We start from the raw sequence: 19,186 nt of genomic DNA, 5'->3' as shown, positions 1-19,186 counted from the left end.
GCATGCTGGCGCTCGACGATCCCCTCTGGGGAAGCCTGCAGCACGCCTATGGTGATGCGCGTGACGTCCCCGTGCTGCTACGGGCGCTGGCGGCATCGCCGGAGCCGCAGGAGGATCCGGAAGCGGAGCCGTGGTTCAGCCTGTGGTCGAGCCTCTGCCATCAGGGTGACGCCCATACCGCCTCCTATGCAGCGGTGCCGCATCTGGTGGAAATCGGCGGGCAGTTCGCGGGGCAGCTCGACTTCAACTTCCTTCTGCTGCCCACGGCGATCGAAGTGGCCCGAAGGACGGGGCGCGGCCCGGCGCTCCCGGCAGTGCTCGGCGATGCCTATCTGGGGGCCATCGCCCGGCTGCCGGACCTGGTGAGTATCCACCGCCACGAGCCCTGGGACCAGGCCATGCTGTTGTCGGCCGCGGCGGCGCAGGCGGTCGCCAAGGGGCATATCGATGTGGCGGAGGCGCTGATGAACCTGGACGACGACTGGATCGGACGGATCAACCGCGGCGAGGTTGAGTAGCCCCCGGCTGCCCACATCCGTCATCCCGGCGAAAGCCGGGATCTCAGGCGAAGGCGCGGAACAGCCCCACAAGATCCCAGCTTTCGCCGGGATGAGGGCAGGCTTGCAAAATAGGATTTCGCCTGTTTCCCTCGCGCGGCCCGGCGCCTGCCCGGCCGCTCTTTGACCCGTAGGAAAAATAGGATCCCGTCCACGCAATCATATTGCGCGGCATCGCTCGACGCGACCCACTCTGTGCACGACCTTTGCAATCTTTCCGCGGCAGGAACCGGTCCCGGGCATGCACTTCATCTACGCTGCCGAGTCGCCCAGAACGGGCCGTAGGAGACGCTACGAAGCCTTCGACTGCACCTGCGACCACCAGTCGAGCATGTCGGTGGTCACCCAGCCATTGACGTAGTTGAGATAGAAGATCGCGAACAGCACGGTCGCGACGATCGTGGTCCGCTTGGCGATGCGCCCGGCGTTGAACTCGTGCGGTGCGCTCGGCGCCTGGCCGGGGACCAGCGCGACACCCGCCTCCTCGCTCGTCTTCACCCCGAAGGGCAGGACGAGGAACACCGAGAAGGCCCAGAACAGGAAATAGATGGCGAGCGCGGACTTCCAGGGCATGGCCCGGTGATAGCAGATCGTCATCCCGGCGAAAGCCGGGATGACGATATTGGCTCGATGGCTATTGCTCGATGATCAGCACGTCCACCACGGGCTTCTTGCCCGTGTAACGCACCGCGGCGCGACGCACTGCCAGGCGGATCGACTCGCGCAGCCGCTCGACATCGCCCTTGCCGTCCTTCTTCACCGCTTCGCGCGCGGCGTCGGACGCCTCGGCGATGAAGTCCTCGCGGTCCTCCTCGACGGGAATGCCCTGCAGGCGGATCTGCGGCTCGCCAGCGAGCTTGCCGTTGCGGATCACCACCGCCGCGCTGATCTGGCCATAGAGCGCCACACGGCGCCGCTCGGTGATCGTCGCGCCGTCGGCCGGCAGGATGATGTCGCCGTCGAGCACGAGCCGGCCCACCGGGGCCTCGCCGATCTTGGACGGACCGTTCGGTGCCAGGCGGATGATGTCGCCATTCACCTGGCGGATCGACTTGGGCACGCCCTGCTCGAGCGCGAAGCGGGCCTGCTCGTACATGTGGCGCACCTCGCCGTGCACCGGCACGACGATCTCGGGCCGGATCCACTTGTACATCTCGGCCAGCTCGGGGCGGCCCGGATGGCCGGAGACGTGGATGAAGGCCTGCCGATCGGTGATCAGCTCGACGCCCTTGCCCGCCAGCGTGTTCATGATCCGCCCGATCGCGATCTCGTTGCCCGGAATCTGGCGCGAGGAGAACACGACGGTATCGCCCTCGTGCACCTTGAGGACATGGCTGCCCTCGGCGATGCGGTTGAGCGCGGCGCGCGGCTCGCCCTGGCCGCCGGTGGCGACGATCAGCACCTTGTTCGCCGGCAGGTCCATCGCCGCTTCGAAATCGACCGTCTCGGGGAAGTCGCGCAGATAGCCAGTCTGCTTGGCGACGCGCAGGATGCGGTCGAGCGAGCGCCCTGCGACGCAGAGCTCGCGCCCGGTGTCGCGGGCGACTTCGCCCAGCGTCTGCAACCGCGCGGCGTTGGAGGCGAAGGTGGTGACCAGCACCCGGCCCTTGGCGGCGCCGATGACCTGGTCGAGCCCCTCACGGACCGCCGCTTCCGATCCCGAGGCCTCGGGATTGAAGACATTGGTCGAATCGCAGACCAGGGCGAGCACGCCCTTGTCGCCGATCGCGGTCAGTTCCTCGGCGGTGGAGGCACCACCAAGCGCAGGTGCGTCGTCCAGCTTCCAGTCGCCGGTGTGGAACACGCTTCCGTACGGCGTCTCGATCAGCACGGCGTTGCCCTCGGGGATCGAGTGGGCGAGCGGCGTATAGGTGATGCGGAACGGGCCGATGTTGAACGGCCCTTCCTCGTCGACGACGTTGAGCTCGACCTTCTCCTCGATGCCCTCCTCTTCCAGCTTGCCGCGGATCAGGCCCGCGGTGAACGGGGTGGCGTAGAGCGGCACGTCCAGCTCGCCCGCCAGATAGGGTAGCGCGCCGATATGGTCTTCATGGCCATGCGTCAGGACGATGCCGAGCAGGTCGTCGATCCGCTCCTCGATGAACTGCAGGTCGGGCAGGATCACGTCGATGCCCGGATATTCGGGAGTGCCGAAGGTGATGCCGCAATCCACCATCAGCCATTTGCCCTGGCAGCCATAGAGATTGACGTTCATGCCGATCTCGCCGGAGCCGCCCAGCGCGAGGAACAGGAGTTCTTTTTCAGGGGTCACTTGGTTTCCTCGGTCAACGGCTGCGTTCCCACAGCATCGCCAACCCTTGAATGGTCAGATCGGGTTCAATCACGTCGAAAACGTCGGTTTGCTTCTCGAACAGCACGGCCAAGCCGCCGGTGGCGACGACTTTGACCGGTCGCCCGATCTCCGCCTTCATCCGCGCGACCAGCCCTTCGATCATCGCGATATAGCCCCAATAGATGCCGATGTGCATCTGATCGACGGTATTGCGACCAACGACGCTGGTGGTAGCCGGCGCGGTGATCGCGATGCGCGGCAGCTTGGCCGCCGCGGTGACGAGTGCATCCAAAGAGAGGTTGATGCCCGGGGCGATGATCCCACCCTTGTAGGCACCGCGATAATCGACCACCTCGAAGGTGGTGGCGGTGCCGAAGTCGATGATGATCAGGTCGCCCGGATGGCGGGCATGGCCGGCGATCATGTTGAGCGCACGGTCGGCACCCAGCCCCTGCGGCTCCTCGACATCGAGCGGGAAGCCCCATTCGGCCTTGCCCTGCCCGGCGATCACCGCCTCGGTCTTGAAGTATTTGCTGGCGAGCACCTGGAGGTTGTGCAGCGCGCGCGGCACCACCGTGCCGACGATCACCCCGGTCACATCGGCGCGGTCATAGCCTTCCAGGTTGAGCAGCTGGCTCAACCACACCGCATATTCATCGGCGGTGCGGCGCGGGTCGGTGGCGATCCGCCAGCGGGCGCGGACTTCGCCGCCCTCCAGCAGGGCGAAGACGACATTGGTGTTGCCGGCATCGATGGCGAGCAGCATTTCCGGGCCTCTCAGAGCAGGAACACGTCTGCGGCGTGAATGACATGGCTGGTGCCATCGGCCAAGCGCAGGATGAGTGCGCCCTCGCTGTCGAGGCCGCCGAACAGGCCGTCGATGCTCGATCCGTCGGCCAGGCGTGCGGTAAGCGCGGTGTCGATCGGGTGCGCTCGAGCCAGCCAGCGCTCGCGCACCGGCGCGATGCCATCCCGCCAGCGCGAGACCCAGCGACCGAAGCTTTCGGCCAATGTCTCGGCGAAGATCTGGGGATCGGGCGCCGGACCATGGGCGGCGAAGCTGGTGGCGAGGCGGTCAAGGCCCTCGGGGTGATGCGCGAGGTTCACCCCGAAGCCGAGGATCACCGCGTCTCCCACCCGCTCGAGCAGGATGCCGGAGAGCTTGGCCCCGCCCACCAGCAGGTCGTTGGGCCATTTGAGCATCGGCTCGATGCCGAACACCCGCGCGGTCTCGTCGAGCGCCACCGCGGCGACCAGCGCCAGCGTGGCGGGGCTCGGCTCCCCTGCCCGCGTCCGCACCAGGGTCGAGGCGTAGAGATTGCCGAGCGGCGACTGCCAGGCACGGCCCTGTCGGCCCTTGCCCGCGGTCTGCCGCTCGGCTCTCAGCCACAGGCCTTCGCTCGCCCCGCTTCGGGCGAGCTCGGCCATGTCGGCATTGGTCGATCCCGTCTCGGCGACGGTCCGAACGGTCGCGGTCAGAACAGCGCCTTCGCAGCTGCGCCGGTCCAGACTTCGAGGAAGCCCAGCAGCGGCCAGCCCAGCGGCGAGATCACCACCGCGGCGATCACCAGCAGCACGCCCTCGACCGGGTCGGTACGCCCGCCAAAGGCCGGCGCCGGCTCGTCGAAGTACATCACCTTGACGATCTTGAGGTAGTAGTAGGCGCCGATCGTTGAGGCAGCGGCAGCCACCGCGGCAAAGACGTACAGGCCGGCATGCACCGCCGCCAGGAACACCTGCAGCTTCGAGAAGAAGCCGAGCAGCGGCGGGATGCCGGCGAGGCTGAACATGAAGATGGCCATCGCCACCGCGAGACCCGGGCGGGTGTGCGACATGCCGGCCAGGCTTGAGATCGTCTCGACCGGACGGCCCTCCGCATCGCGCATCTGCAGCACGACGAGGAAGCTGCCCAGCGTCATCACCACGTAGATCGCGACATAGTACATCACGCTCGACACACCCGCCTCGCCGCCGGCGGCCAGGCCGACCAGCGCGAAGCCGACATTGGCGATCGAGGAGTAGGCGAGCAGTCGCTTGATGTTGTCCTGACGGATCGCAGCGACCGAGCCGAAGATGATCGATGCGAGCGAGGCGAAGATCACGATCTGGCGCCAGTCGGCGATCGCCGGGCCCATCGCATCGATCGCAACGCGGGTGGCGAGCGCGATCGCGGCAACCTTGGGTGCCGAGGCGAAGAAGGCGGTCACCGGGGTCGGCGCGCCTTCGTACACGTCCGGCGTCCACATGTGAAACGGCACGGCCGACATCTTGAAGGCGAGGCCGGAGAAGACGAACACTAGGCCGAACAGCAGCCCGGTCTTCTGCTCGCCCGAGGCATAGGCGTCGGCGATGCCCGAGAAGAGCGTCGTGCCCGAGAAGCCGTACACAAGGCTGATGCCGTAGAGCAGGATGCCCGAGGCCAGCGCACCGAGGACGAAATACTTCAGGCCCGCTTCCGCCGAACGCGCATCGCGGCGCATGAAGCTGGCGAGGATGTACGAAGCAAGGCTCATCAGCTCGAGGCCGACATAAAGCGACATCAGGTCGCCCGCCGAAACCATCATGCCCATGCCGGCAGCGGAAAGCAGGATCAGCACCGGATATTCCGGACGCAGATCGTCACCCGAGGTCTGCTGGAAGAAGCGCGGCGCGATCAGGATCGAAACGCCGGCGGCCAGGAAGATCAGCGCCTTGGCGAAGGCGGCGAACATGTCCGGACGGTAGAGGCCACCAAAGGCCTCGCCACCCGCCGAAGCCGGACCGGCCAGCGAGATGCCCGCGCCGATCAGCACGGCGATGGCGGTCCAGCTCACCAGCTTGGTCGACTGGCTACCACCCCAGGCGGCGACGAGCATGAGGAGGATGGCGCCCACGGCGAGCACCAGCTCGGGCAGCGCCATCATCAATTGGAGCGAATAGTTCATCAGTGCGCCTCCCCGTGCGCAACAGGGGCAGCGGCGTGTTCGCCATGTTCAACGGCAGGCGCGGGCTTGCCGACGGTCGGCAGCGAGTCCCCGGCAGGCGCGGCGCGCTCGAGGCGGGCAACCAGTTTCTCCACGTCGCCGCGCATCGGCTTCATGAAGCTCTCCGGATAGACACCCATCCAGAGGGTGACCGCGGCCAGCGCGCCGAGCATGACGAACTCGCGCAGGTCGAGGTCCGGCATCGCCTTCACATCGTCCTTGGTCAGGTCGCCAAAGGCCACCCGGCGATACAGGTACAGCATGTACGCCGCGCCCAGGATGATGCCGGTGGTGCCGAGCAGCGCATAGAGCGTCGAGACCTGGTAGATGCCGGCAAGGCTCAGGAACTCGCCGATGAAGTTGCTGGTGCCCGGCAGGCCGACAGAGGCCATGGTGAACAGCAGGAACAGCACGGCATAGCGCGGCATGTTGATCGCGAGGCCGCCGTAACGGTCGATCTCGCGAGTGTGCAGGCGGTCATAGATGACGCCAACGCACAGGAAGAGCGCGCCCGAGACCACGCCGTGGCCGAGCATCACCATCATCGCGCCCTCGATGCCCTGCGAATTGAGTGCGAACAGGCCGAAGGTCACGATCGCCATATGGGCGACCGACGAATAGGCGATCAGCTTCTTCATGTCGCTCTGCACCAGGGCGACGAGCGAGGTGTAGACCACCGCGACGGCCGAGAGCAGGAACACCAGCCAGATGAACTGGGCGGACGCTTCCGGGAACATCGGCAGCGAGAAGCGCAGGAAGCCATAGCCGCCGAGCTTCAGCAGCACGCCCGCCAGGATGACCGAACCGGCGGTCGGCGCCTGGACGTGCGCGTCGGGAAGCCAGGTGTGGACCGGCCACATCGGCATCTTCACCGCAAACGAGGCGAAGAAGGCCAGCCATAGCCATGTCTGCACATGCGCCGGGAAGTCGTGCTGCATCAGCGCCGGGATCGAGGTCGTGCCGGTGGTCAGGATCATGTAGATGATCGCGATCAGCATCAGCAGCGAGCCGAGCAGCGTGTACAGGAAGAACTTGTACGACGCGTAGATGCGGTTGGCGCCGCCCCAGATGCCGATGATCAGGAACATCGGGATCAGGCCGCCTTCGAAGAAGACGTAGAACAGCATCAGGTCCTGCGCCGCGAAGGTGCCGATCATCAGCACTTCGGTGGCGAGGAACGCAGCCATGTACTCCGGCACGCGCTTGGTGACCGAGAGCCAGCTCGCCCCGATGCAGATCGGCATCAGGAAGACCGACAGCACGATCAGCAGCAGCGCGAAGCCGTCGATGCCGAGTGCCCAGGCGAACTCGGCGCCGCCGATGCCGAACAGGCGGACATGCTCGACGAACTGCCACTGGGCAGCGCCATCGCCGGTCTGGAAACCGGACCAGAGCAGGATGCCGAGCGCCAGGTCCACGAAGGTGGCGGCAAGCGCCAGCCAGCGTGCGCCCTGCGCGTTGAGGAACAGGCAGGCGACCGCGGCAATCGCGGGCACCGCCAGCATGACGGTGAGGATCGGGAAGCCGCTCATCGCGCGATCACCCAGGTCAGCGCGGCAGTGAGGCCGATCAGCATGATGAAGGCATAGGCGTAGACATATCCGGATTGCAGCTTGGCAGTGACACCACCGCCGAGCTGGACGACCTTCGCGACACCATTGGGGCCGAACCGGTCGATCGTGGCTTCGTCACCCTTCTTCCAGAACAGGCGACCGATCGCGAAGGCGGGGCGCACGAACAGGAAGTTGTAGAGCTCGTCGAAATACCACTTGTTGAGCGAGAAGAGGTACAGCGGGCGGAACGCCTCGGCGAACTTCGCGGGGAAGCTCGGCGACACGATGTACGCGCCATACGCAATGGCCAGGCCGCTCAGCATCGCGATCGTCGCGCTGAGCTTCACCCACACCGGCACCTCGTGCATCGCATGCATCAGATGCTCGTTGAAGGCGACGGCGCCGTGCCAGTAGCTCTCGCCCGCGCTCGGCTCGATGAAGAAGCCGTGGAAGACGAAGCCTGCAAGGACCGCACCGACCGACAGGATCAGCAGCGGGATCAGCATGACGATCGGGCTCTCGTGCGGGTGATAGCCCGCCGTGCCGTCGCCCTCATGGGCGTGATCGTGGTGATGATCGTCATGACCATGCGCCGCGTGCGCGTGACCGTCATCAGCATGATCGTCATGACCATGGCCGTGCGCATCGTGCACCGCGTGCTGGATATGCTCGGAAGCAGCCCAGCGCGGCTTGCCGTGGAAGGTCAGGAACACCACGCGCCAGCTGTAGAAGCTGGTGAGCAGCGCAACGAACACGCCGACCCAGAACGCGCTGGTCTGGCCCGCGGCGTAGCTCGCCTCGATGATCGCGTCCTTCGAGTGGAAGCCGGCGAAACCGAAGGCGGTGTTGCCGAAGATGCCGGGGATGCCGACGCCGGTGATCGCGAGCGTGCCCGCCATCATCGTCCAGTAGGTCACCGGGATCTTCTTCCACAGGCCGCCATAGTAGCGCATGTCCTGCTCGTGGTGCATCGCATGGATCACCGAGCCGGCACCTAGGAACAGCAGCGCCTTGAAGAAGGCGTGCGTGAACAGGTGGAACATCGCCGCGCCATAGGCGCCGACGCCGGCGGCGAAGAACATGTAGCCGAGCTGCGAACAGGTCGAATAGGCGATCACGCGCTTGATGTCGGTCTGCGTCGTGCCGACCGTGGCGGCGAAGAAGCAGGTCGCGGCGCCGACAAAGGTCACCACGCCAAGCGCCACCTGGCTCTGCTCGAACATCGGCGACATGCGGCAGACCATGAACACGCCGGCGGTCACCATGGTCGCGGCGTGGATCAGCGCCGACACCGGGGTCGGGCCTTCCATCGCGTCCGGAAGCCAGGTGTGCAGGCCGAGCTGCGCCGACTTGCCCATCGCGCCGACGAACAGCAGCAGGCAGAGCACCGTCATCGTGTCGAAGCGGGCGCCCAGGAAGCCGATCGTCGAGCCGTGCATGTTCGGCGCTGCGGCGAGGATCGTCGGGATGTCGATCGTGCCGAACACCAGGAAAGTGCCGAAGATGCCGAGCATGAAGCCAAGGTCACCCACGCGGTTGACCACGAAGGCCTTGATCGCGGCAGCGTTGGCCGAGGGCTTGCGGAACCAGAAGCCGATAAGGAGGTAGGACGCGAGGCCCACGCCTTCCCAGCCGAAGAACATCTGGACTAGGTTGTTGGCCGTCACGAGCATCAGCATCGCAAAGGTGAAGAGCGACAGGTACGCGAAGAAGCGCGGCTGATCCGGCTCCTCCGACATATAGCCCCAGCTATAGAGGTGGACGAGCGCCGAGACGCTGGTCACCACCACGAGCATCACCGCGGTCAGGCTGTCGACGCGCAGCGCCCAGTCGACCTGCATCGATCCGCTGAGCATCCAGGTGAAGATCGGCGAGACCGTCGGCTCGGCATGGCCGCCGAGATAGCTGATGAAGATCGGCCAACTCAGCGCACAGGCGATGAACAGCGATCCCGTGGTGATCACCTTGGGGAAGGTCTTGCCGAACGCCTTGTTGGAGAGCCCGGCTACCGCTGCCGCGAGCAGCGGCAGGAATACGATGAAATAGATCGCCGACATCAGCCCTTCATCCGATTGACGTCTTCGACCGAGATCGTGCCGCGGCCGCGGAAGTAGATAACGAGAATGGCGAGGCCGATCGCGGCCTCACCGGCAGCGACGGTCAGCACGAACATCGCGAAGACCTGGCCGACCAGGTCACCCAGCGCGTTCGAGAACGCCACCAGGTTCAGGTTCACGGACAGCAGGATCAGCTCGATCGCCATCAGGATGACGATGAGGTTCTTGCGGTTCATGAAGATGCCGAGCACGCCGAGCGTGAACAGGATCGCCGAAACGACGAGATAGTGCGTAAGGGTGATCACAGCTCGACCCCCTGCCCCACGGGATGGTTCACGTTGCGGGTGGCGTCCTTGGCGCGGCGTTGGACCTGACGGCTGATGTTCTGCGGCTTGACGTCGGAGCGCGGACGCAGCGTCAGCACGATCGCGCCGATCATCGCGACGAGCAGCACCAGGCCGGCGCCTTCGAACACGAACAGGTAGCGGGAATAGAGAAGCTGGCCGATCGCCTCGATGTTGTTCACCTTGGCGTCGATCGGCGCGATACGGCGGCCGAGCTGCAGCGCGCCGGCGCTATAGGCGCCCACCGCGATCAGGATCTCGGCGACCAGCGCGACGGCGAGCGCAAAGCCCACCGCGGCGTACTTCATGACGCCCGAGCGCAGCTCCGCGAAGTCGATGTTGAGCATCATGACCACGAAGAGGAACAGCACGGCAACGGCGCCGACATAGACGATGACGAGCAGCATCGCGATGAACTCGGCATGGGCGAGCACCATCAGACCCGCGGCGTTGAAGAACGCCAGGATGAGCCACAGGACGGAATGGACCGGGTTGCGAGACAGGATGGTGAGTGCGCCGGAGACGCACACCACTGCCGCAAACAGGTAAAAGGCGAGAAGCTGGATCACGGAATCGGATGGCCCCTGTAGATTGGCGTGCGCTTAACGGTACGGTGCATCGGCGGCAAGGTTCGCGGCGATCGCGCGCTCCCAGCGGTCACCGTTCGCGAGCAGCTTCTCCTTCTGGTAGATCAGCTCCTCACGGGTCTCGGTGGCGAACTCGAAGTTCGGCCCTTCCACGATCGCATCGACCGGGCAGGCTTCCTGGCAAAGACCGCAATAGATGCACTTGGTCATGTCGATGTCGTAGCGCGTGGTGCGGCGGCTGCCATCCTCACGCGGTTCGGCCTCGATCGTGATCGCCAGCGCGGGGCACACGGCCTCGCACAGCTTGCACGCGATGCAGCGCTCTTCGCCGTTGGGATAACGGCGCAGCGCGTGCTCGCCGCGGAAGCGGGGCGAGATCGGGTTCTTCTCGTACGGATAGTTGATCGTCGCCTTCGGCTTGAAGAAATACTTCAAGGTCAGGGCGTGCGCCTTCACGAACTCCCAGAGAGTCCAGGTGCGGATGAAATGGGCGACGTTCATACGATACCTTCCACGCGGTGGAGCATCAGCCAGCCCGACACCAGGAACACGAAGAGAAGCGACAGCGGCAGGAAGATCTTCCAGCCCAGGCGCATCAGCTGGTCGTAGCGGTACCTGGGCACCGTGGCCTTCACCCAGCTGAAGCAGAAGAAGAAGAAGCACATCTTGGCGAGCAGCCAGATGATGCCCGGCACGTAATAGAGCGGCGCCCAGTCGATCGGCGGCAGGTAACCGCCCCAGAACAGGGTGGCGTTCAGCGCACACATCAGGATGACGTTGGCATACTCGCCGAGCCAGTAGAGCGCGAAGGCCATCGACGAATATTCGGTCTGATAGCCCGCAACGAGCTCGCTCTCGGCCTCGGTGAGGTCGAAGGGCGCGCGCTGCGTCTCGGCCAGCGAGGAGATGAAGAACACGATCGCCATCGGGAACAGCAGCGGATTGGCGAAGAAGCCGTTGATGATGCCGAAGACATGCCCCTTCTGCGCCTCGACGATGCCGCCGAGGTTGAAGGTGCCCGCCCACAGCACGACCGAGATCAGCACGAAGCCGATCGAGACTTCATAGCTCACCATCTGCGCGGCAGCGCGGATCGCCGAGTAGAACGGGTATTTCGAGTTGGAAGCCCAGCCCGCCAGGATGATGCCGTAAACGCCGAGCGACGAGGCCGCGAGTACGTAGAGCAGGCCGACATTGATGTGCGACAGCGCCACATCCGCCTGGAACGGCACCACCGCCCACACGATCAGCGCCACCGTGAAGGTGATGATCGGCGCGAGCAGGAAGAGCGTCTTGTTGGCGCCCGACGGGATGATGGTTTCCTGCAGGAAGACCTTCAGGCCGTCCGCGAACGACTGGAGCAGGCCGAGCGGGCCGACCACGTTCGGGCCGCGGCGGAGCGCCATGGCCGCCCAGATCTTGCGATCGACATAGATGATCATCGCCACCGCCAGCATCAGCGGCAGGGAGATCAGCAGGATGCCGGCGATCGTGGCGACGAACCACGCCCATTCGAAGGGCAGGCCGAGCCATTGGAAAAACGGGGTCATTCTGCGGCCTCTGCGAAGTCTTCGCCGTGGATCAGTTCGGCCGAGCAGCGCTGCATCGTCGGCGACGCACGGCAGATGGCGTTGGTGAGATAGAAATCGGCGACGGCATAGCCGACCGGGCCCGACGCGGTCGCGGCAAGCTTCGGCGGCGAGAAGTCGTAGCCGGCCAGGCCTTCACGGCCCAGCGCCGGCACTTCGTTCGCCATCTCGGCGCGCAGCTGCTCGAAACTGTCGAACGGCAGCGTGTGGCCGAGCCGGTCCGAAAGCGCGCGCAAGATCGTCCAGTCCTCACGGGCGTCGCCGGGAGCGAACACCGCGCGGTCGGCACGCTGCACGCGGCCTTCCAGGTTCACATAGGTGCCCGGCTTCTCGGCATAGGTCGCACCCGGCAGGATCACGTCCGCATGGTGCGCGCCCTGGTCGCCATGGTGGCCGACATAGACCTTGAAGCTGTCCTTGAAGCCCTCGAAGTTCACTTCGTCGGCGCCGAGGAAGAAGGTGAGCTTCGGCGCCGCGGCGACGATGTCCGCGATGCCGCCCTTCTGGGCATAGCCGAGCATCAGCCCGCCCATGCGCGCAGCGGCGGTGTGGACGACGTTGAAGCCGTTCCAGGCGCCTTCGGTCTCCGTCGCAGCACGCTGGAAAGCCGAAGCCATGGCGAGCGTGGCGCCCTGCCCCGCCTTGAGCGCGCCCGGGCCGACGATCAGCACCGGCTTCTTCGCCGCGTCGATCGCCTCCGCCGCGCGATCCGGCAGCTTGCCGAGGATCGACAGGTCGTTGCCCAGCCACTCGACCTTGTAGGTCAGGTCGGTCTCTTCGCCGATCGCGAAGACCTTGGCGCCCTTCTTGATCGCCTTGCGCACGCGCGTGTTGATCAGCGGCGCCTCGAAACGCAGGTTCGAGCCGACCAGCAGGATCGCGTCCGCGTCCTCGATGCCGGCGATGGTGGTGTTGAACGCCACCGAGCCGAGGTTGGACACGTCATAGGCCAGGCCGGTCTGGCGGCCTTCGAGCAGGTCCGAGCCAAGCGCCTTCACCAGCGCCTTGGCGGCATACATCGTCTCGCAATCGAGCAGGTCGCCGGCGATCGCCGCGACGCTCGAGCCGGCCTTCTTGGCGGCCACCGCGATCGCGTCGAACGCCTCGTCCCAGCTCGCTTCGACCAGCTTGCCGTCCTTGCGGACATAGGGCTTGTCGAGACGGCGGCGGACCAGCGCGTCGACATGGTAGCGGGTCTTGTCGTGCGCCCACTCTTCGTTGACGTCTTCGTTGATCCGCGGAAGCACGCGCATCACCTGACGGCCACGGCTGTCGAGGCGGATGTTGGTGCCGACCGCGTCCATCACGTCGATCGACAGGTTCTTCTTCAGCTCCCACGAGCGATACTCGAAGGCGACCGGCTTGTGGGTCAGCGCGCCCACCGGGCAAAGGTCGACGGCGTTGCCCGAAAGCTCGCTCTTGAACGCCTTTTCCAGATAGGTCGTGATCTGCATGTTCTCGCCGCGATAGATCGCGCCGATATCCTCCACGCCCGCGACCTCTTCGCCGAAGCGGACGCAGCGGGTGCACTGGATGCAGCGGGTCATGATCGTCTTGATGATCGGACCCATGTACTTCTCGGTCACCGCGCGCTTGTTCTCGGTGTAGCGCGAGTGGCCGCGACCATAGGCGACCGACTGGTCCTGCAGGTCGCACTCGCCGCCCTGATCGCAGATCGGGCAGTCGAGCGGGTGATTGATCAGCAGGAACTCCATCACGCCTTCGCGTGCGGCCTTCACCATCGGCGAGTCCGTGCGGATCTCCTGGTTGTCGGCGGCGGGCAGCGCGCACGAAGCCTGGGGCTTGGGCGGCCCGGGCTTCACCTCGACGAGGCACATGCGGCAATTGCCGGCGATCGACAGGCGCTCATGATAGCAGAAGCGCGGAATTTCCTTGCCCGCGGCTTCGCAGGCCTGGAGCACGGTGGCGCCCGCGGGCACCTCCACTTCAATTCCGTCGACAGTTAGCTTCGGCATTCTACTTCTTTCCCTGCACGACAGGACCGCGCATCTTGTAAGCCATCGGACGCATCACTGCGCCGCACTGCCCTTGCGATAGAGCCACAGGCCCTCCGCGACACCGGCGCGCAGCTGCACCTTGCTGAAGCCGATCTTGGCGCCGCCCGGCGTGCAGCGGCCGACCGCGGCGACCACGGCGCCGAGCGCAGTGCGCTCCCCGGCCGAGCCGGCGGTCGAACGGAGCAGCGCATCGGCAGCGACCGGATCGCGCGTCACGGCGCAGCGGGCGAGATCGACCTGGACCAGCGACGGGTCGCCGCTGCCCTGGAACGGCGCCGGCTCGCCCGTCACCGCCGCCGGCGGCGTCGCATAGGCTTCAAGATAGAGCTGCTCGGCGATCGCGCCACGCACCACATCGGTGCCGCGATCGCGGCCGAGGACCGCGCCGCAAGCGTTCTTCTTGTCGGCCAGCTTCTTCGCGGCCGCGCTCGATTCCTTGCTGCCCGCGGCAGTGGCGAGCAGCGCCACGGCGCCGGCATGGTCGGCACCGACCGCACACTTGCCGAAGGCCTGCGGGCCCTCCGCATTCTGCGCGTGCGCCGCCGGCACCAGGGCCAGCAGCGACGGAACCGCAAGCATCATCAGAGCCTTGTTCATTCCGCAGCCTCCTGCATGCCGTTGCCGGCCTGGCGCTCGTTGATCCGGCGCTCGAGCTCCGGACGGAAGTGACGGATCAAGCCCTGGATCGGCCACGCCGCGGCATCGCCGAGCGCGCAGATCGTGTGGCCTTCCACCTGCTTGGTGACCTGCTGCAGCGTGTCGATCTCGCTGATGTCGGCGTCGCCGGTGCGCAGACGCTCCATCACGCGCCACATCCAGCCCGTGCCTTCGCGGCACGGCGTGCACTGGCCGCAGCTCTCATGCTTGTAGAAGTAGGAGAGGCGCGAGATCGCGCGGACGACGTCGGTCGACTTGTCCATCACGATCACGGCGGCGGTGCCGAGGCCCGAGCCGAGGGCGCGAAGGCCGTCGAAGTCCATCGGGCAGTCCATGATCTGCGCCGCCGGGACCAGCGGCACCGAGGAGCCGCCCGGGATCACCGCGAGGAGGTTGTCCCAACCACCGCGGATGCCGCCGCAATGCTTCTCGATCAGCTCGCGGAACGGGATCGACATGGCCTCTTCGACCACGCACGGCTTGTTCACGTGACCCGAGATCTGGAAGAGCTTGGTGCCCTTGTTGTTCTCGTTGCCGAAGCTGGAGAACCATTCCGGACCGCGCCGCAGGATCGTCGGGACGACCGCGATCGACTCGACGTTGTTCACCGTGGTGGGGCAACCGTACAGGCCCGCGCCCGCCGGGAACGGCGGCTTCAGGCGAGGCTGGCCCTTCTTGCCCTCGAGGCTCTCGAGCATCGCGGTCTCTTCGCCGCAGATGTACGCGCCCGCGCCGCGGTGCACGAACACGTCGAAGTCATAGCCCGACTTGCACGCGTTCTTGCCGAGCAGGCCGGCGTCATACGCCTCCTTCACGGCCGCGAAGAGCGTCTCGGCCTCGCGGATATATTCGCCGCGGATGTAGATGTACGCCGCGCGGGCACGCATCGCGAAACCGGCGACCAGCGCACCTTCGATCAGCTTGTGCGGATCGTGGCGGATGATCTCGCGGTCCTTGCACGAGCCCGGCTCGGACTCGTCGGCGTTGATCACCAGGAAGTTCGGCCGATCCGGGCGCGGTTCCTTGGGCATGAAGCTCCACTTCATGCCGGTCGGGAAGCCCGCGCCGCCACGGCCGCGCAGGCCCGAAGCCTTGATCTTGTCGATGATGACGTCGTTGCCGAGCGCCAGCAAATCCTTGGTCTTGTCCCAATCGCCGCGCTTCTGGGCAGCCGGCAGGTTCCACGGCTGGAAGCCGTAGACATTGGTGAAGATGCGGTCCTTATCCGCGAGCATTAGCGGCCCTTCCCCACCATGTTCTGAATGAAGATGTACGCGAGCACAGCGAGCCCGAGCACGATTGCGATGCCGACCAGCTTGAAGGCGATCTTGAGCGTCCAGCCGAGCACGACGATGCCGCCGATGATCGCCAGGATGACGAAGATGAGGTTCTTGGTCTCAGGCTTCATCACCATTCACCCCGATAATCGTGGTTGCCGGTTTCCATCGCCGCCAGGTTGGTCGGCTCGCCGAGCGGCTCCACCGTGTGGCGGCCGGGTTCCTGCGTGCCGGTCTTGGGGCTCTCGCCGCGCGCCAGCGCGTCGAGGATCACGAGGGTCCGGTCATAGTCCAGATCCTCGAAATTATCGTCGTTGATCTGCACCATCGGCGCCGAAGAGCAATTGCCCATGCACTCGACCTCGGTAAGCGTGAACAGCCCGTCCTCGGTGGTGTGGCCCTTCTTGAGCCCGCGCGCCTTGCACGCGGCCATCACGTCGTCCGAGCCGCGCAGCATGCACGGCGTCGTGCCGCAGACCTGCACGTGATAGCGGCCGACCGGCACCAGGTTGAACATGGTGTAGAAGGTCGCGACCTCGAAGATGCGGATGTACGGCACGCCGATCTCGCGCGCGACGAACTCGATCACCGGGATCGGCAGCCAGCCTTGCGTGTTGGTCTCCGCACCCACCTGGCGCTGGGCCAGGTCGAGATAGGGGATGCTGCACGAGAGCTGCCGGCCCGCCGGATAGCGGCCCATGATTTCCTGTGCCTTGACGGCGTTTTCCGGCGTCCAGGCAAAATTGCCCCAGCGCGCGCGGGTCTCCGCATCATCAGGGAGTTGGGGTGCGTCAGCCATTAACGAATGAACTCCACGCGATCGACCAGGTCGTCGGCGAAAGAATAGATGGACATAACCTCGAACGGCTCGCTCTCCGGCGAGCGCGCGACCTTCTCGTGGAGCACCACGGTGTCGCCCAGCTTGTAGCTGCTCAGGATGTCGGCGCGGTTCTGCGGGAATTCGGCGAACATCGCCTTCAGGCCCGCGCGCACGCCTTCCCTGCCCTCGCGCAGCACTGCGCCGCGATAGCCTGCCTCGCAGGCACCGTCTGTCATCAGCGCGACATAGGCGTCGGCATCCTGCGCATTGTAGTGCGCGATCATCTCGTGCGCGATGGCGATGCGGTCGGCGCTCACCGGTCGCACTCGCCGAACACGATGTCGAGCGCACCCAGGATGGCGGTGATGTCGGCGAGCATGTGGCCGCGCGACATGAAGTCCATCGCCTGCAGGTGGCTGAACGCCGTCGGGCGGATCTTGCAGCGATACGGCTTGTTGCTGCCGTCCGAGACCAGATACACGCCGAACTCGCCCTTCGGGCTCTCGGTCGCGACGTACACGTCGCCCGCGGGCACGTGATAGCCTTCGCTGAACAGCTTGAAGTGGTGGATCAGCGCTTCCATCGACTGCTTCATCTCGCCGCGACGGGGCGGCGCGACCTTGCGATCGAGGGTGAGCACCGGGCCCTCCGGCATCTGCTGCAGACACTGCTTCATGATGCGCGCGGACTGATAGACTTCCTCGACGCGGACCATGAACCGGTCATAGCAGTCGCCGCGGGTGCCGACCGGGATGTCGAACTCGACCCGGTCGTACACGTCATAGGGCTGCGACTTGCGGATGTCCCAGGGGATGCCCGCGCCGCGGATCATCGGGCCCGAGAAGCCCCAGGCCACGGCGTCCTCGCGGTTGACGATCGCGATGTCGACGTTGCGCTGCTTGAAGATGCGGTTCTCGGCGACCAGGCTGATCGCGTCGCCGAACAGGCGCGGCAGGCGCGTGTCGAGCCACTCGGCGATGTCGGTCAGCAGCTTGAGCGGCACGTCCTGGCGGACGCCGCCGACGCGGAACCAGTTCGAGTGCATGCGCGCACCGGAGGCACGCTCCAGGAAGTTCATGCAGTCTTCGCGGATCTCGAACATCCACAGGTTCGGCGTCATCGCGCCGACGTCCATCACGTGCGAACCGAGGTTCAGCATGTGATTGCAGATGCGGGTCAGCTCGGCGAAGAACACGCGGAGGTACTGGCCGCGCAGCGGAACCTCGAGGTCGAGCAGCTTTTCGACCGCCAGCACATAGCTGTATTCCATGCCCAGCGGCGAGCAATAGTCGAGCCGGTCGAAATACGGCAGCGCCTGGGTGTAGGTCTTGTACTCGATCAGCTTCTCGGTGCCGCGGTGCAGCAGGCCGATGTGCGGATCGATGCGCTCGATGATCTCGCCGTCCAGCTCGGTCACCAGGCGCAACACGCCGTGCGCCGCCGGGTGCTGCGGGCCGAAGTTGATCGTGTAGTTCGCGATCTCGGTGTCACCCTTTTCCGGCTTGCCGCCGTCGATGACGCCTTCGATCTCGTCGAGATATTCAGCCATTACGCTTCACCCTCCGGCGTCTTCTTGACGCGCGGCTTGCGGGGTTTCTTGACCACGTCCGGATCGGCGGCCGCCGGGCCGGCCTCGGGACCGGACTTGCCGGCGCCGGTGTCGGCGGTGCTGTCGCTGGTCTTGGGCGTGGTCGCCTTCGCCTTGGTCGGCTTGGCGGCCGGCGTCGGCTTGCGGATCTCGTCCGCGGTCAGCGGAGTCGGCGCACCCTTGGCCTCGGGTTGCGGCGCGGGGGCCGGAGCCGGTGCGGGCGCAGGGGCCGGTGCAGGCGCGGGAGCCGGCGCCGCCGGAGCAGCCGCCTTCTCGTCGCCCGGCAGCACGTACTTCGCGCCTTCCCACGGGCTCATGAAGTCGAAGTTGCGGAAATCCTGGGCCAGGCTGACCGGCTCATAGACCACGCGCTTCGCCTCTTCCGAGTAGCGCAGCTCGACATAGCCCGTCAGCGGGAAGTCCTTGCGCTGCGGATGCCCGACGAAACCATAGTCGGTCAGGATGCGGCGCAGGTCGGTGTTGCCCGAGAAGAGCACGCCGTACATGTCGTACACTTCGCGCTCGAGCCAGCCCGCGACCGGCCAGACGCCGGTGACGCTGGGGACCGGCTTTTCCTCGTCGGTGGTCACCTTCACCTTGATGCGGTGGTTCCGCGTCAGGCTGAGCAGGCAATAGACCACTTCGAACCGCTCCTCGCGGTCGAGATAGTCGACGCCGGCGATCTCCATGAGCTGCTGGTACTCGAGGCCCGGCGTATCGCGCAGGAGCTTGAGCCCCTCGACGACGCGGGCACGGTCGAGCACCAGGTTCACTTCGCCGACGCTGTCCTCGGAGAACAGCAGGATGTCGCCGAGCGCAGCCTTGGCCGCGTCGATCACACCCTCGTTCGACGCAAAGCGAGGAGCAGAGGTCTTCACCGCGC

The 19,186-nt window shown here is 65.8% G+C and carries 20 protein-coding genes; 1 reads left to right on the top strand and 19 read right to left on the bottom strand.

Features of this window, described 5'->3' with window-relative positions:
• Positions 1–2: 2 nt before the first annotated feature.
• On the top strand, positions 3–518 hold the full coding sequence (locus GGR46_RS06575; protein ID WP_183995679.1) for a hypothetical protein: 516 nt from the start codon (positions 3–5) through the stop codon (positions 516–518).
• Between the two features lie 330 nt (positions 519–848).
• On the opposite strand, the gene GGR46_RS06570 is transcribed toward GGR46_RS06575, so the two are convergent.
• The 19 genes from GGR46_RS06570 to GGR46_RS06480 all read right to left on the bottom strand — a co-directional run bounded on the left by GGR46_RS06570 (position 849) and on the right by GGR46_RS06480 (position 19,181).
• Positions 849–1,130 carry a DUF1467 family protein gene (locus GGR46_RS06570; RefSeq protein WP_183995677.1) on the bottom strand — a complete coding sequence of 94 codons (282 nt, stop codon included), beginning with the start codon at positions 1,128–1,130 and terminating at the stop codon, positions 849–851.
• Positions 1,131–1,191: 61 nt separating this feature from the next.
• Complete coding sequence (locus GGR46_RS06565) at positions 1,192–2,829, bottom strand: MBL fold metallo-hydrolase (protein ID WP_183995675.1); 1,638 nt, start codon at positions 2,827–2,829, stop codon at positions 1,192–1,194.
• 13 nt (positions 2,830–2,842) lie between these two features.
• Positions 2,843–3,616 carry a type III pantothenate kinase gene (locus GGR46_RS06560; RefSeq protein ID WP_183995673.1) on the bottom strand — a complete coding sequence of 258 codons (774 nt, stop codon included), beginning with the start codon at positions 3,614–3,616 and terminating at the stop codon, positions 2,843–2,845.
• Positions 3,617–3,627: 11 nt separating this feature from the next.
• Positions 3,628–4,278, bottom strand: coding sequence for a biotin--[acetyl-CoA-carboxylase] ligase (locus GGR46_RS06555; RefSeq protein WP_183995671.1), 651 nt, complete (start codon positions 4,276–4,278; stop codon positions 3,628–3,630).
• A gap of 47 nt (positions 4,279–4,325) precedes the next feature.
• Positions 4,326–5,774: an NADH-quinone oxidoreductase subunit NuoN gene (nuoN, locus tag GGR46_RS06550; RefSeq protein ID WP_183995669.1), complete on the bottom strand. Its 1,449-nt coding sequence runs from the start codon at positions 5,772–5,774 to the stop codon at positions 4,326–4,328.
• Positions 5,774–7,345, bottom strand: coding sequence for an NADH-quinone oxidoreductase subunit M (locus GGR46_RS06545; protein ID WP_183995667.1), 1,572 nt, complete (start codon positions 7,343–7,345; stop codon positions 5,774–5,776). Before GGR46_RS06545 ends, nuoN begins: the two co-directional genes overlap by 1 nt.
• Positions 7,342–9,423, bottom strand: coding sequence for an NADH-quinone oxidoreductase subunit L (gene nuoL / locus GGR46_RS06540; protein WP_183995665.1), 2,082 nt, complete (start codon positions 9,421–9,423; stop codon positions 7,342–7,344). The genes GGR46_RS06545 and nuoL overlap by 4 nt, the downstream gene beginning before the upstream one ends.
• A complete protein-coding gene (nuoK, locus tag GGR46_RS06535; RefSeq protein WP_086129652.1) occupies positions 9,423–9,728 on the bottom strand; it encodes an NADH-quinone oxidoreductase subunit NuoK in 306 nt (101 codons plus the stop codon). Before nuoK ends, nuoL begins: the two co-directional genes overlap by 1 nt.
• Entirely contained in the window at positions 9,725–10,336 is a 612-nt protein-coding gene (locus tag GGR46_RS06530) for an NADH-quinone oxidoreductase subunit J (RefSeq protein WP_183995663.1), read from the bottom strand. The genes nuoK and GGR46_RS06530 overlap by 4 nt, the downstream gene beginning before the upstream one ends.
• Positions 10,337–10,369: 33 nt before the next feature.
• Entirely contained in the window at positions 10,370–10,855 is a 486-nt protein-coding gene (nuoI, locus tag GGR46_RS06525; RefSeq protein WP_183995661.1) for an NADH-quinone oxidoreductase subunit NuoI, read from the bottom strand.
• On the bottom strand, positions 10,852–11,904 hold the full coding sequence (gene nuoH, locus GGR46_RS06520) for an NADH-quinone oxidoreductase subunit NuoH (protein WP_183995659.1): 1,053 nt from the start codon (positions 11,902–11,904) through the stop codon (positions 10,852–10,854). Before nuoH ends, nuoI begins: the two co-directional genes overlap by 4 nt.
• Positions 11,901–13,919 carry an NADH-quinone oxidoreductase subunit NuoG gene (nuoG, locus tag GGR46_RS06515; protein WP_183995657.1) on the bottom strand — a complete coding sequence of 673 codons (2,019 nt, stop codon included), beginning with the start codon at positions 13,917–13,919 and terminating at the stop codon, positions 11,901–11,903. Before nuoG ends, nuoH begins: the two co-directional genes overlap by 4 nt.
• 54 nt (positions 13,920–13,973) lie before the next feature.
• Positions 13,974–14,558, bottom strand: a complete 585-nt coding sequence (locus GGR46_RS06510; protein ID WP_183995655.1) for a hypothetical protein — start codon at positions 14,556–14,558, stop codon at positions 13,974–13,976.
• Positions 14,555–15,853 (bottom strand): NADH-quinone oxidoreductase subunit NuoF, encoded by a 1,299-nt coding sequence (gene nuoF, locus GGR46_RS06505; RefSeq protein WP_183995653.1) that lies wholly within the window; start codon positions 15,851–15,853, stop codon positions 14,555–14,557. The genes GGR46_RS06510 and nuoF overlap by 4 nt, the downstream gene beginning before the upstream one ends.
• A complete protein-coding gene (locus GGR46_RS06500) occupies positions 15,853–16,026 on the bottom strand; it encodes a hypothetical protein (protein ID WP_183995651.1) in 174 nt (57 codons plus the stop codon). The genes nuoF and GGR46_RS06500 overlap by 1 nt, the downstream gene beginning before the upstream one ends.
• Positions 16,026–16,694, bottom strand: coding sequence for a complex I 24 kDa subunit family protein (locus GGR46_RS06495; RefSeq protein ID WP_183995649.1), 669 nt, complete (start codon positions 16,692–16,694; stop codon positions 16,026–16,028). Before GGR46_RS06495 ends, GGR46_RS06500 begins: the two co-directional genes overlap by 1 nt.
• Entirely contained in the window at positions 16,694–17,032 is a 339-nt protein-coding gene (locus tag GGR46_RS06490) for a nuclear transport factor 2 family protein (RefSeq protein WP_183995647.1), read from the bottom strand. The genes GGR46_RS06495 and GGR46_RS06490 overlap by 1 nt, the downstream gene beginning before the upstream one ends.
• Positions 17,029–18,264, bottom strand: coding sequence for an NADH-quinone oxidoreductase subunit D (locus tag GGR46_RS06485; protein ID WP_183995645.1), 1,236 nt, complete (start codon positions 18,262–18,264; stop codon positions 17,029–17,031). The genes GGR46_RS06490 and GGR46_RS06485 overlap by 4 nt, the downstream gene beginning before the upstream one ends.
• Complete coding sequence (locus GGR46_RS06480; RefSeq protein ID WP_183996827.1) at positions 18,264–19,181, bottom strand: NADH-quinone oxidoreductase subunit C; 918 nt, start codon at positions 19,179–19,181, stop codon at positions 18,264–18,266. The genes GGR46_RS06485 and GGR46_RS06480 overlap by 1 nt, the downstream gene beginning before the upstream one ends.
• Positions 19,182–19,186 lie beyond the last annotated feature (5 nt).

The sequence above is a fragment of the Sphingomonas kyeonggiensis genome (assembly GCF_014196745.1).
Taxonomy (GTDB): Bacteria; Pseudomonadota; Alphaproteobacteria; order Sphingomonadales; family Sphingomonadaceae; genus Sphingomonas; species Sphingomonas kyeonggiensis.
Note: the sequence above shows the minus strand (reverse complement) of the source record. Positions and strands in the feature narration are given on the sequence as shown.

Excerpts from the sequence above, each read along its gene's own strand:
- GGR46_RS06575 (WP_183995679.1), top strand. The coding sequence starts at position 3 with ATGCTGGCGCTCGACGATCCCCTCTGGGGAAGCCTGCAGCACGCCTAT.
- GGR46_RS06570 (WP_183995677.1), bottom strand. The coding sequence starts at position 1,130 with ATGCCCTGGAAGTCCGCGCTCGCCATCTATTTCCTGTTCTGGGCCTTC.
- GGR46_RS06560 (WP_183995673.1), bottom strand. The coding sequence starts at position 3,616 with ATGCTGCTCGCCATCGATGCCGGCAACACCAATGTCGTCTTCGCCCTG.
- GGR46_RS06555 (WP_183995671.1), bottom strand. The coding sequence starts at position 4,278 with ATGGCCGAGCTCGCCCGAAGCGGGGCGAGCGAAGGCCTGTGGCTGAGA.
- nuoN (WP_183995669.1), bottom strand. The coding sequence starts at position 5,774 with ATGAACTATTCGCTCCAATTGATGATGGCGCTGCCCGAGCTGGTGCTC.
- GGR46_RS06545 (WP_183995667.1), bottom strand. The coding sequence starts at position 7,345 with ATGAGCGGCTTCCCGATCCTCACCGTCATGCTGGCGGTGCCCGCGATT.
- nuoL (WP_183995665.1), bottom strand. The coding sequence starts at position 9,423 with ATGTCGGCGATCTATTTCATCGTATTCCTGCCGCTGCTCGCGGCAGCG.
- nuoI (WP_183995661.1), bottom strand. The coding sequence starts at position 10,855 with ATGAACGTCGCCCATTTCATCCGCACCTGGACTCTCTGGGAGTTCGTG.
- nuoH (WP_183995659.1), bottom strand. The coding sequence starts at position 11,904 with ATGACCCCGTTTTTCCAATGGCTCGGCCTGCCCTTCGAATGGGCGTGG.
- nuoG (WP_183995657.1), bottom strand. The coding sequence starts at position 13,919 with ATGCCGAAGCTAACTGTCGACGGAATTGAAGTGGAGGTGCCCGCGGGC.
- GGR46_RS06510 (WP_183995655.1), bottom strand. The coding sequence starts at position 14,558 with ATGAACAAGGCTCTGATGATGCTTGCGGTTCCGTCGCTGCTGGCCCTG.
- nuoF (WP_183995653.1), bottom strand. The coding sequence starts at position 15,853 with ATGCTCGCGGATAAGGACCGCATCTTCACCAATGTCTACGGCTTCCAG.
- GGR46_RS06500 (WP_183995651.1), bottom strand. The coding sequence starts at position 16,026 with ATGAAGCCTGAGACCAAGAACCTCATCTTCGTCATCCTGGCGATCATC.
- GGR46_RS06495 (WP_183995649.1), bottom strand. The coding sequence starts at position 16,694 with ATGGCTGACGCACCCCAACTCCCTGATGATGCGGAGACCCGCGCGCGC.
- GGR46_RS06485 (WP_183995645.1), bottom strand. The coding sequence starts at position 18,264 with ATGGCTGAATATCTCGACGAGATCGAAGGCGTCATCGACGGCGGCAAG.